The following is a 12,488-nucleotide window of genomic DNA, read 5'->3' on the forward strand; positions in this document are numbered from 1 at the left end:
ATTAGAAATAAAAGCCATGCACATATTTTTATTTCGTCACTATTTAGCCAAGCTAAAATAATTCACCTGCTAGTGTGCTGATGGCTTATTTTCTAAGCATTGAAGCGCCGGGAGCGGTTCAAATAATAATTCATTAGCGCCCAATTTTAGCATCTTTGAATAGCGTCTCATTTTTTATAACTCATTTGATATGTATTATTCCTATGTGTCAGGCTGAGTGTCTCCAAGATCGTCTAACATGTCGTTAAATACATAATTAAGTGCCAGTAGCTCACGTGCAATGATGGCAGTCGACAAGCCTCAACCCTCGCCATCACGTGGCCCTGAGCATACCAAAACAGACAGTGAACATGATTATTGCAATAATAGAAATAATAAATTTCAATATTAGCTAATTATTTCTATTATTTGGAGGCCTATAGTGAAGCTACCTGAAAGACTTAGCTACAAGCTCACTTAATGGAAGGCACTATATGTCACGTATTAATACCCCTTCAAACATCCAAGAAGCACCAGTCGCTGCTCAGCCTTTACTCGAAGCGGTAAATAAGCAATTTTGACACGCAAGTGGACCCGCGAATTAGATTACCGTTTAGTGAAAGAATTGTGGGCCTATACCGAAAACCGCATTGCTGTACGTTTTGCTTATGAATTTCGTGATGACTCAGGCTAGTGGTTCCGTGCTTACGGTAACGAAAATTGGGCATTCAACGCAGAGGGTTTAATGCAGCGCCGTATCGCCAGCATTAATGAGCATGTGATTGACGAGCAAAACCGCTTGTTTCATTGGCCACTGGGTCGACGCCCCGATGACCATCCCGGCTTAACCGAACTTGGTCTTTAAGTTTATTTAAATTATAAAAATATATATTTACCTATTAAGGAAATCATCATGAACACAAAATTCGCCGCCCAAAATGCGCCTATTAAACTGTACCGCAATCTGCTCTCGGGTCACTGCCACCGTGTTGAGCTGATGCTGTCATTATTAGACATCCCCTACGAAACCATCGACCTAGACATGGCCAATGGCGCTCACAAAGCACCTGACTATTTAAAAATTAGCCCTTTTGGCCAAGTGCCCGCCATCGATGATAACGGTATTACGTTGGCCGACTCCAACGCCATCATTACCTATTTAGAAAAGAAATATAACGATGGCTACGCGTGGTATCCGCAAGATCCTGTTAAGGCGGCCGAAGTACAACGTTGGCTATCGGTTGCCGCCGGTGAAATTGCCTACGGGCCTTGCGCTGTTCGCCTAGTAAAAGTGTTTGGCGTCGATCTTGATTACGATGTCGCCAAGAAAAAAACCGACGCATTGCTTGCAGTCATCGAGCCGCTTTTAAATACTCGCCCTTATCTAGCAGGCGAGGCCATCACACTCGCTGATGTAGCTGGTTATAGTTATATTTCCCACGTGCCAGAAGGCGGCGTGAGTTTGGAGCCGTATCCTGCGATTCGTGCCTGGCTTGAGCGTATTGAAGCACACCCACGTTTTGTGGGCATGAAGCGCACACCGGTGCCAGCTTAATAATTTTTTGCATTATTTTTTTCGCAAACGATCAGGACACGACTATGAATCAGCTACCGTCTTCTCAGTTTCACACTGGCGAAATTGCCGTTCAGCAACGTTTAGGCGTGGCTGACATGGTCGCACAATACAGCGAAGGGTTTATTCGCCCCGCTATGCCTGATCAGCATCGTGAATTTTTTTCGAATTTACCCATGGTGGTGGTTGGTATTACCGATCACGAGGGTTACCCCTGGGCCATGCCTTTATTTGGTCAGCCCGGTTTTATTCAATCACCCAATGCAAAAACGCTGGATATTTCAAGCTCACCGGTGCTGGCAGAAACACTAAAAATCAATTTTAACAAAAATCAAAAAATAGGTTTTTTGGGTATAGAGTTACACACACGTCGCCGCAATCGTATGAATGGCATGATTGCAGCAATAAGCCCAAATGGCTTTTCAATTAGCGTTGATCAGAGTTTTGGTAATTGCCCGCAGTATATTCAAAAACGTGAATTGACCTGGATTGATGAACCCCATACCTATTTCGATAGCAAAAATCTTTGCTTGATGCATGCACTCGACTCGCGCAGCACAGATTTAATTGACTCGACAGATACTTTTTTTATCGCCTCTAGAACCCAGATATTTTCAAGCAATGAGCGCAGTGGTATTGATGTTTCTCATCGCGGTGGTAAGCCTGGCTTTATTAAAATTGAAGGCGACACCTTATACTTCCCCGATTTTAGCGGAAACCGTTTTTTTAATACCTTAGGCAACATTCAATCTGATGGGCGAGTCGGTTTATATTGTCCAGATCATGCCACGGGTAACGCGGTATTTATTTCGGGTGATGCACACATTCTTTGGGATGCCGAGAGCGCAGCTGAATTTGAAGGTGCCGAGCGTATTGTGTCAGTCAAAATTCGCAGCAGTCTTTTTATCGACAATTTTTTACCTATGCGTGGCGATCTACAAGAGCTGTCGCCATCGTTAACACACACAGGCACTTGGCAAAAAAATCAACCCGAGCACAATAGCGAAGGTCAGGCACAGTACCGTAAATTTACACTCACTCAAAAAGTTAAAGAAAGCCAAGATATCAGTTCTTTTTATTTTAGCCCTGCTGATGGCCAAGCACTAAGCACTTATACACCCGGGCAGTTTTTACCCATTCGCATTTGGCAAGAGGGTGCAGACACAGCCATTTTACGCAGCTATACGCTATCGCGCGCACCTGAAAAAAATGCCTATCGTATTTCGGTTAAACGCGAAGCAAAAGGCTTGGCATCGCGCATGTTGCACGACACCTTTAACATTGGCGATAGCATTGAAGTTGGCCAGCCAGCTGGGCAATTCACACTGGCCAACAATGATCACGCCATCGTTCTTTTATCCGGCGGTGTGGGTATTACACCCATGCTGGCCATGTTGCACGGTTTAATTCGCGACATAGAGCAAGGCGCCAAACCACGCAAGATTTGGTTTGTACACGGCACGCAACACTCAGCCGGCCATGCCTTTGCCGATGAACTTAGCACATTGGCCAAACAACATGCTTGGCTGCAAGTACACACCGTGTATTCACAACCCAAACCCAGCGATAAACAGGGGCAAGACTACGACAGCGCCGGCAGAATATCGGTCGATTTACTCAAACACATTTTGCCCTTTGATCACTTTGATTTTTATTTATGTGGCTCAGCGCCTTTTATGCGCTCACTGTACACAGGGTTAAGCGCAACAGGCGTGGCTAAATCCAATATTTTTTATGAATTTTTTAGCGAAGGCTCGATTGAAGATAACAACCTCGAAGCCACACCAACCGCGCAGCGCGCCGAAATACATTTTGCTAAAAGCAATATCACCGCCATCTGGACACCCAAGGAAGGCACGCTATTAGAGTTTGCCGAAAAACAAGGGTTAAAACCCATGTACAGCTGCCGCACAGGTAACTGCGGTGCCTGTAGTTGCAAAATAAATGCAGGAGCTGTGAGTTATGCAAAACCCACCGCTTATACACCTGAAGAAGGTGCCGTATTAACCTGCAGCGCGCGCCCTGCAGCCGGCACGCCAACCATCAGCCTTGATTTTTAATAGCACATAGCCATTCACACCATGACCTTTGAGTGGTGGAGCGCACTATAAACACCTTGAAAGCCAATGTGATAAAAACCACCACATTATGGCTGTGCAAAAGTCGATGATGTGGATATTGTTTAGCGCAAAACGGTAGACTCAACACCCAAAATCGGCTTTAATTTTGCTTCGTGGTTTTCCATCATCTTCTTATCAATACCGTGAAATATTAAGTGCACTCAGCAACCTAAAAAATACTCACAGTCGCAGACTCATAGTGGCAAGCAAGCCAGTCATAAATATACATTAAGGTTTATTGATGCTAAGCATTAAACTGCAAATAGTGTTTACTATACCTGCCATGGGTAAATCTTTATCGGTAAATTTTTTGGGTTGTGTGATTTTAGAAATCAAATCACCTTACACTTACCCATGACGCCTACCTAATATGACAAAATACTCGCCTCTCTTCCGGCTAACCCTGCAAGATTATGTTGGCTTACTATGGTACCTAAAACTGTTCGCGGCTTTATTAAAACAGTTTTGTTAAAATGGAATATCGTCATCAAAGCTATCCATACTTGGCGGTGCCGAGGCTGGTGCGGGTGTAGGCGCTGGACGGGGCGCAGGCGCTTGCGGTGCTCCTTGTGGCGGCATCGGCTGATGAGGCGCAGGTTGAGGTGCTGCTGCCTGTGGTGCCGAGCCATAATGTGGCTGCTGAGCATTATGGTGGCCCGTGTTAGGCGCTTGCCCTGTAGGCTGCTGATAACCACTTTGTGGTGCCCCACCATAATTCGGCTGTGCGGCAGGTTGGTTATTGTAGTTACCAGCACCGCCCGCGTTATCACCACGGCCAGCATTATCGCCACGGCCACCTAGCATTTGCATTTCGCTAGCCACAATTTCGGTGGTGTAGCGGTCTTGGCCGGCTTGATCTTGCCATTTACGCGTACGCAAAGAGCCCTCAACATATACTTGGCTACCCTTACGTAAATACTCGCCCACAATTTCACCCAAGCGATTAAAAAACACCACTCGGTGCCACTCTGTTCTGTCTTGGCGCTGACCAGATTGTTTATCCGTCCAGCTTTCGGTTGTTGCAATGCTCACATTGGCAATTGCGCTACCTGACTGTGTGTAGCGCACCTCAGGATCTTGTCCTAAGTGCCCCACTAAAATAACTTTATTAATGCCTTTGGCCACGGTCTTTCCCCTTCGATAAATACTTTATAATACTTTGGATACTTTAAATGCTTTTACGGCTTTGTCGTATAACGACCCAATCACAGGTGCGCCTAGACAACTAACAGGTGCACCTGACCAATTAACAGATACTGAGTGTTATTAAGATTTAAGGTAGGCATCTAGCGTATGCTGCTCAAAGCTATCGTTAACTTTCAAATATAATAATTGCTGCTGTGCTACCCATGCACACTCTACCACGCCAGGCACACTCGCCATAAGCGCGGGTGCAGAAACCGGCTGAAGCTGAGGCATGCATAGCGAGGTTAAATAAGCTGGCGCTTTCATAAATAATGCGACTACAAACCACACAGCACAACTAGCCGCAGCCAAAAAGAACACTTCGTTAACGCCATAATGTTGCACAATATAACCGCCAGCAAAGCCGCCCATAGAGGCCCCTAAAAATTGGCATGTAGAGTAAACCCCCATGGCTGTTCCTTTACTACCGGCTGGCGCTTGTTTACTCAGCCAAGAGGGCAGCGTAGCTTCTAATAAATTAAATGCTGTAAAAAAGACAAATATTGCCGCCAACCACTGCCAATTCAAGCCTCCACCAACAGCCAGTCCTAGCAAACTCGCGGTCAGTAACGCAATAGACAATAACATGACACCTTTGACTTTGCGTTTGCGCTCGGCCATAAACATTAGTGGCACCATAGCGACGAAAGCCAATAGCATCACCGGTAAATAATAGTGCCAATGACTGTCATTGGCTTTGCCTGCCGCCTCAAGCACCAAGGGTGCAGCCACAAATGTTACCGTTAAGACAAAATGTAATATGAAAATTGCAAAGTTTAAGCGCAATAAATGAATATTTTTAAACGCTCGACCAAACAACGCAGGCACAGCAATGCCCTCCGCACCGCGCATGCTGTGCTTCGGGGGGTTGGGCACCGCCTTTAACAACACCACAATGCCAATAGCGGCCAATACAGATGACACCCAAAAAATAGCACTTAAACCACCTGCTGCTGCCAGCATTGGCCCAACAAACATAGCCACCGCAAAAGACAAGCCAATAGAAGCACCAATCATAGCCATGGCACGTGTGCGATTCTGCTCGCTAGTCAAGTCACCCACTAACGCCAGTACCGCACTTGCAATAGCACCTGCACCCTGCAAAGCACGGCCAATCATTAAGCCCCACACGCTGTCAGCATAAGCAGCAACAACGCTACCAATAACAAAGACCACAAGCCCCAAAAAAATAACAGGCTTACGCCCTAAAATATCTGATAACAACCCCAGCGGTATTTGAAACACCGCCTGCGTTAAACCATAAATGCCCAATGCTGCACCCAATAAAAAAGGTGTATGGCCCACGTATTCACGGCCATATAGCATCATGACAGGAAACACCATGAACAGGCCAAGCATACGAAATACATACAATAAAGCCAAAGCCCCTACAACACGGATTTCAGAAACCGGTTTAGCACTACTCACACGACACTCCAACAATGATGAAATAGCCCTTAAATGTAAAGCACCTTGGATGCTCGCAATTTTAGACTAAAAGATGCGCGATTCTAGCAGCCTCAAGCCACAGCCTAAAGTAATGACGTAACAATTTACACAATGAAGTGCATTGCAGAAATGAAGGGATTGACCAGAGACGCATGTAATTGCCATGCACTAATTCACCAAAAGCGTACGCATCTATCTCACACTTTACACCTAAATCGAGTATTCATAGGCAATAGCGAGGTGTGAACTCTGGTTACATCTTATGCTTTCAGTTACAATGCCGCGCAAAATGCTTGGTATTCATTGCTTCACAAGAAAAGCACATAGCCACACCAGAATGGCCACTCCAAGCGCACTCGCGAGCGACTGAAACAAGGCAAACATAGTGACCATTAACGAAGTTAGCGTCAACGAAAGAGAAAATAATGCACCAAAGGAGCCCCTGACAAAGGCCAACCTTACGCCACAAATCAAAGTGCCAACAGCCCTTCTAGATAAAGAAAGCTCTGAGGCACACCCTCCAGAAGACCCTGTTGTCGAGCAAGAGGGCATTACTTTATTTTCGACGCTTAATAGTCTTCAAACGGGCTTGCTTGCCAATTTAATTAGTGCTCAAACAAAATTACCCTGTGTGACTCAGAGTACTTTTAGTAAGCATTTAACCCACGTTAGTCTGATTATTATCGACTGCCAAGGCCGTACCGCAGAAGACCTCCAAGAACTTGTGCGCAACATCCAAAACCACAAAACCGACCTGCGTGTCGTGTTAATGAATGCCGTACAAAAAAGCGATCACGAAGAGCTCTTAGACTGGCCCTGTATTGTAGGCGTATTCTTTGATGATACCGACCAGGAGCAGCTTACTCGCGGGCTCAACTGTATGCTTGATGGTGAATACTGGGTACCCCGCCGCCTACTCCATCACTTTTTACAAAAGAACCGCCGCGCACCAAGCTCGCGCAAGCTCGAAATTAAACTCACCAAGCGCGAGCGCCAAATCTTAAAACTGATTAAAAATGGCGCCACCAACTCCGACATTGCCAAAGTACTTGATGTTAGCGAGCACACCGTTAAAAGCCACCTCTATAACGTGTACAAAAAAATTGGTGTGCGCAACCGTCTAGAAGCCAACAATTGGGTACGTGATATGGATAATATCTAACCAGCCACTGCTCAACCAAAGCTTTAACAGACTTCAAAGGCCCCTTGATCAGCCAAGGTGCCTTTTTTGAAGCGTGCACTCATACATTAGCCAATATTAGATATTCACGGCCGCGATTCTATGCTTTAAATCGCGCTGCATGTAAAACATAATCGAGCGATAAGCGATTAATAAAACAGCACTAGAGCCGATCATCCAACCCAGTGCCACTTCAGGGCGGCTTAATAACAGGCCGATATGCCATAAATTTGAAGCCAACCAATACGATAGCAACAAGCTCCACACCACAGAAAAACCCAACCAAACATGGCCAGCCTCTTTTTGCATAACACCAATAGTGGCTACGCATGGTGCATACAATAAAATAAACACCAAATAACAAAACGCCCCCCAAGCCGAAGGAAACACACTCAGCATAGCCGTATAACTCGCCGGCGTATCATGCTCCGAGCCCTGCCCAACAGCACCAAGCCCTAAAGGGTCTAGCAGAGCACCACTTAAACCGGCTAAGTTAGCCGCAATACTGAATAGCCCTGCCTTGATATCTGCACCCACATCTGGCGCCGGTACGATACCACTCGTCACTTGATCCGTACCCACAGGGGCATAGAGTGTATCGAGTGTGCCAACAACAACTTCTTTTGCAAATAAACCGGTGAATAACCCAACGGTTGCCGGCCAGTTATTGTCACCGACTCCCAGAGGAATAAACAATGGCGTCATCACTTTACCGGTTGCCGATAACATAGAGCTTTCACTGTCCTGGTTGCCCCAGCTACCATCGGTTCCCCATGAAGCAAACACATTCAGTACCAACACCACCATCAAAATACGCTTACCAGCACGCCAAATAAAAGCGTGTAAACGGTGCCATGTTTGCGTCAACACATTGCGCAATAATGGGCGATGATACGCAGGCATTTCGGTGATAGTCGCAGCAGCCATATCCTTAAATAGCTTGCGCCGCAATAACCACGCCGAGCCAATAGCCACTAAAATACCCAGTAAATACAACGCAAAAATAGCATTTTGCGCCTGCGCAGGAAAAAACGCCGTACCCACAAAAACATAAACAGACAGTCGCGCCCCGCAGGACATAAAAGGCGCAATAAAAATAGTCGTTAAGCGTGCACTTTCTTGCCCCAAAGCACGCGCCGCCATTACGGCCGGCACATTGCAGCCAAACCCAATAATCAATGGAATAAATGCTTGGCCTGGCAAACCTATTTTTGCCATCATCCGATCAATCACAAAAGCGGCACGCGATAAATAGCCCGAATCCTCTAGTGCTGACATGCACAAATACAGGCATCCAATCACCGGGATAAACGTGCCTACCAGCTGAATACCACCGCCGAGCCCATCAGCCAAGACCGCCTGTAAGCCGGCCGGTAAGCCTATACTCACCGCCAACCAACGCGTACCTTCCACAAAAATACTACCAAGTACTATGTCAAAAAAATCAATAAAAACAGCCCCTAAATTAACCGCCAAAGTAAAGAGCATATACATGACTAGCAAAAAAAATGGTAATGCATAAAACGGGTGCAGCAACCAGCGATCGATTTTTTGTGTGCGGCTAATCTGGCCTGTAGGCCGATAAACACGCTTGGCAAGCTCAGTGGCATCGAACGACTCACTCACTAAAGGATAAGCCTCGAGCAATGCTTGAATTTTTACTTTAAGCGCTGCAACCCCTTCACCAGTTGAACTCACTACTCCCACAACCGGTAAGCCTGTGCCTTGCGCTAAAGCAGCAGTATCAACATCGATACCCTCCGCTTTGGCGCTATCAAGCATATTCACAACTAATAAAATAGGCTTACCTGTGGCAATAATATCGGGCAGTAAACTCAGCTGTCGACCCAAGCGCGTTGCATCTAATACCACCAAAACCAATGCCGGATTATGCTCACGCAAATACCGGTGAGCGACGCGGGCCTCTACACCCTGAATGTCATCATGTAAGCTATAAACGCCCGGCAAATCAACCGCCGTTACCTTTTGCCCGCCGGGCAGATTGAATCGACCATCTTTGCGCTCAACAGTCACCCCTGGCCAGTTTCCTGTTCGCTGATGAGTACCTGTTAACCGATTAAATAAAGTGGTTTTTCCACAGTTAGGGCTACCGATAATAGCTATTTGTGCTGTTATATCACCCATACTAAGCAACCTTAATACAAATTAATGCCGCATCACTCGAGCGAATAGCATACAAAGCACCTTCACACTTTATTTGCATGGGGCCGGTGCCGCGTGATTGACGCAGCACCTCAATGACAGCCCCGGGGGTCAAGCCCAGCGTTTTACACTGCCGTACAAGTAGCTCATTCGCCGCTTCCAGTTGACAGACGGTGCCTTGCTCTCCTGTTAGTAATTCGTTTAAACGCTTCATGCTCCACTCCGATCTATTGTGCTGATTGATACAGTGAGTGTGATCGTTTGCTGACAAAAACTCAATTGACAATCATTCGTATTATCAATTATCATATTTGTGCCCAAAAAAAACCCCTGCTGAATCAGTAGGGGTTTTAGAATTTGCCGCTAAGAGAGTCTTAGCTGATCAGTGTTCGCTGAAAAAACTGCTGGGCTTTCGCATACATTTCTAGCGCCAATGCAGAGTCATAACGCTCGCCCTCATCACGCATAAAGGCATGCTGCGCATTGACCTCCTGCCAGTGGTAGTTCAACCCCACCGCCTGAAAATGCTGGTATAATTTCTGGCGTCCGTCCAAAGGCACATGTGGGTCTTGCTTGCCAAACACCAAGTACACCTCACCATCTATATCTCCCGCACGAGTCAAGCTATCATTGGCCTCAGCACAAGGTAATGTATCGCTGTGAATATCGGTAGGGTATAAGCAAAAAGCACTTTTTATTGCGGGGTTTAATGCCGCTCTAAACGCCAAATGGCCACCAATACACACGCCCATCGCACCAACAGCACCGGTGCAGTAAGGCTGCTGACTCACAAAATCAATAATTGCCTGAGTATCATAGTCATGATCCTCTAACGGCTTGGCCCATTTATCTTTATTTCCTTTATCTTTACCTGCGTCGTCATAGCCTAAAACAGTCCCCATAGGATTCAGCTCATGAAACACCTCCGGCACAACCACGACAAAACCCAAGCCTGCCAATATATTAGCCGAGCGTGCAATCGGTGCTGTAATCTGAAAAATTTCAGAGTAAAAAATAATACAAGGAAAGGTCCCGTCAACTAAAGGTCTAAAGACTTGCGCCTGCATTGGGCCGCTTGGTGTGGCCATTTGTACAAATTCATTGGTAGTAATCATCATAACCTCTTAAAAAAACCCGGGCAAAACAGTATTCATGAACACAGCGCCGGTAAAAATAATGCTCATAACAATGATGACGCAAATAGCTCACGACTTTTCAGCGCTCGCCCACCTAAGCGCGAAGCAAGTAAATACCGCATAATATTCTTTGCAGCGACCTGTACACTCGCACAGTGATATTGATTAGACGCTAACGCTAATATACTGTCGCCCTCATAAGTATTTGCCGGAGGCCGATTATCGAGACACCATTGAGATAAAGGTTGAGTGTTAATTAACTCAAAACCGGCACTGGGATTAAGCCGGTACCAATAATGCGGCTCAATAGCACAACCTGTTATATCGCAGTGCCAATCAATCGCAAAGCCGGCCTCATCCAGCAATAACCGTTCAAAACATCGCAATAGCGGTTCTGGAGATACAGCGCTAGGCAGGTGCAATAAAGCATATTGATAAGCCTCATAAAGACTCGTAGAGCCATCACCTTTATTTAATAAGCGGATCAATAACTCATTTAAATAAAAGCCACAAAACAGGGGCTGCCCCTGAAGCACGGGCATAGTCACCGCTGCAAGTTCGTGATGGGTCAGCGTCTTAAGTTCTTTATTGCCCAGCCAAGAAATAACAACGGGTCTAAATAGCGCAAAAGGCGATTGTTTTTTAGTAGGAGCACGAGCCATAGCCGACAATAAGCCATAATCACGTGTCATAAAATCGACAATAAGCCGGCTATCACTCACTTTACGCGAATGCAATAAATAAGCAGGCTGAAGGTCAATACGCATAATCCAATAGGCTTTTGCTTTATATCATTAATCTAAGCCAATGCTGCGCAAAGCACGCGCACTATCAGACCAACCGGTCATCACTTTCACCCATAACTTAAGCATCACCTTAACATCAAGCATGCCTTCTAAGTCTTTACGGGCATCGATACCGATTTTTTTAATTCGATCACCTTTATCACCGATAATAATCCGTTTTTGCCCTTCGCGCTCGGTCAAAATAGCCGCACTAATATGCACAATATCGCCTTCATCGGCATAGTCCTCTATTTCTACAGCTACCTGATAAGGCAGTTCGGCACCGAGCTGACGAATAATTTTTTCACGCACAATTTCAGCGGCCATAAAGCGCATACTTTTATCGGTGACTTGATCTTCAGGAAAGATATGCTCACACGGTGGCAAACGCTTGACAATTTCGTGCTCAAGTACGTCCAAGTTTTGCTCTTTTAAAGCCGAGACAGGAATAATTTCAGCCGCATTTAAACGCTCAGCAATAGCTGCAAATGTCGGCATTAATGCCGATTTATCATCGACCTTATCGACTTTATTCACCGCGACAATAACGGGGCAATTAGCCTGCGCTAAACGCTCTAAAACAATAGTATCTTCCTCAGTCCAGAGATCGCGTTCCACAACAAAAATGACAGCATCAACATCCAGTGTTGCAGAAGATGCCACCCGGTTCATGTAACGGTTAATGGCACGGTCTTGACTATTATGCATGCCTGGAGTGTCCACAAAAATCATCTGCACATCATCTTGAGTGCGAATACCCAAAACATTGGTGCGCGTCGTTTGCGGTTTGCGAGAGGTGATACTTATTTTTTGCTTAACAAGATGATTGAGCAATGTAGACTTGCCCACGTTTGGGCGCCCAACAATAGCGATGAATCCACATTGCGTAGTGGGTAGTGGCGGCTCTATATCAGACAT

Annotated in this window: 10 protein-coding genes and 1 pseudogene; 4 read left to right on the plus strand and 7 right to left on the minus strand. The window is 45.9% G+C overall.

What is annotated here, in order from left to right; all coding sequences use genetic code 11:
• Window positions 1-556: 556 nt before the first annotated feature.
• The 3 genes and pseudogenes from AC438_RS05190 to AC438_RS05200 all read left to right on the plus strand — a co-directional run.
• Window positions 557-844: pseudogene (locus AC438_RS05190) on the plus strand (DUF1348 family protein); the annotation flags it as partial.
• A gap of 48 nt (window positions 845-892) precedes the next feature.
• The gene (locus tag AC438_RS05195) at window positions 893-1,534 is read left to right on the plus strand and encodes a glutathione S-transferase family protein (RefSeq protein WP_053980180.1); all 642 of its coding nucleotides are present in this window, start codon (window positions 893-895) and stop codon (window positions 1,532-1,534) included.
• Between the two features lie 44 nt (window positions 1,535-1,578).
• Window positions 1,579-3,612: a 2Fe-2S iron-sulfur cluster-binding protein gene (locus AC438_RS05200; protein ID WP_053980181.1), complete on the plus strand. Its 2,034-nt coding sequence runs from the start codon at window positions 1,579-1,581 to the stop codon at window positions 3,610-3,612.
• 528 nt (window positions 3,613-4,140) lie between these two features.
• On the opposite strand, the gene ssb is transcribed toward AC438_RS05200, so the two are convergent.
• Window positions 4,141-4,797 carry a single-stranded DNA-binding protein gene (gene ssb, locus AC438_RS05205; protein WP_053980182.1) on the minus strand — a complete coding sequence of 219 codons (657 nt, stop codon included), beginning with the start codon at window positions 4,795-4,797 and terminating at the stop codon, window positions 4,141-4,143.
• Between the two features lie 141 nt (window positions 4,798-4,938).
• Window positions 4,939-6,285, minus strand: coding sequence for an MFS transporter (locus AC438_RS05210; RefSeq protein ID WP_238376323.1), 1,347 nt, complete (start codon window positions 6,283-6,285; stop codon window positions 4,939-4,941).
• A gap of 406 nt (window positions 6,286-6,691) precedes the next feature.
• Between AC438_RS05210 and AC438_RS05215 the strand changes: the two genes are divergently transcribed.
• Window positions 6,692-7,468, plus strand: coding sequence for a LuxR C-terminal-related transcriptional regulator (locus tag AC438_RS05215; protein WP_238376324.1), 777 nt, complete (start codon window positions 6,692-6,694; stop codon window positions 7,466-7,468).
• Window positions 7,469-7,564: 96 nt separating this feature from the next.
• On the opposite strand, the gene feoB is transcribed toward AC438_RS05215, so the two are convergent.
• The 5 genes from feoB to era form a co-directional block, all read right to left on the minus strand.
• On the minus strand, window positions 7,565-9,631 hold the full coding sequence (feoB, locus tag AC438_RS05220) for a ferrous iron transport protein B (RefSeq protein WP_053980183.1): 2,067 nt from the start codon (window positions 9,629-9,631) through the stop codon (window positions 7,565-7,567).
• 1 nt (window position 9,632) lies between these two features.
• Window positions 9,633-9,863: a FeoA family protein gene (locus AC438_RS05225; RefSeq protein WP_053980184.1), complete on the minus strand. Its 231-nt coding sequence runs from the start codon at window positions 9,861-9,863 to the stop codon at window positions 9,633-9,635.
• A gap of 160 nt (window positions 9,864-10,023) precedes the next feature.
• Window positions 10,024-10,767 (minus strand): dienelactone hydrolase family protein, encoded by a 744-nt coding sequence (locus tag AC438_RS05230; protein WP_238376325.1) that lies wholly within the window; start codon window positions 10,765-10,767, stop codon window positions 10,024-10,026.
• Between the two features lie 62 nt (window positions 10,768-10,829).
• Window positions 10,830-11,552: a DNA repair protein RecO gene (gene recO, locus AC438_RS05235; RefSeq protein WP_053980186.1), complete on the minus strand. Its 723-nt coding sequence runs from the start codon at window positions 11,550-11,552 to the stop codon at window positions 10,830-10,832.
• Between the two features lie 27 nt (window positions 11,553-11,579).
• A complete protein-coding gene (gene era, locus AC438_RS05240) occupies window positions 11,580-12,488 on the minus strand; it encodes a GTPase Era (RefSeq protein WP_053980187.1) in 909 nt (302 codons plus the stop codon).

The sequence above is a fragment of the Marinagarivorans algicola genome (assembly GCF_001292705.1).
In the GTDB taxonomy this organism is placed as follows: domain Bacteria; phylum Pseudomonadota; class Gammaproteobacteria; order Pseudomonadales; family Cellvibrionaceae; genus Marinagarivorans; species Marinagarivorans algicola.

Coding starts and splice junctions, on each gene's coding strand:
- AC438_RS05195 (WP_053980180.1), top strand. CDS start 893: ATGAACACAAAATTCGCCGCCCAAAATGCGCCTATTAAACTGTACCGC.
- AC438_RS05200 (WP_053980181.1), top strand. CDS start 1,579: ATGAATCAGCTACCGTCTTCTCAGTTTCACACTGGCGAAATTGCCGTT.
- feoB (WP_053980183.1), bottom strand. CDS start 9,631: ATGGGTGATATAACAGCACAAATAGCTATTATCGGTAGCCCTAACTGT.
- AC438_RS05225 (WP_053980184.1), bottom strand. CDS start 9,863: ATGAAGCGTTTAAACGAATTACTAACAGGAGAGCAAGGCACCGTCTGT.
- AC438_RS05230 (WP_238376325.1), bottom strand. CDS start 10,767: ATGATGATTACTACCAATGAATTTGTACAAATGGCCACACCAAGCGGC.
- recO (WP_053980186.1), bottom strand. CDS start 11,552: ATGCGTATTGACCTTCAGCCTGCTTATTTATTGCATTCGCGTAAAGTG.
- era (WP_053980187.1), bottom strand. CDS start 12,488: ATGTCTGATATAGAGCCGCCACTACCCACTACGCAATGTGGATTCATC.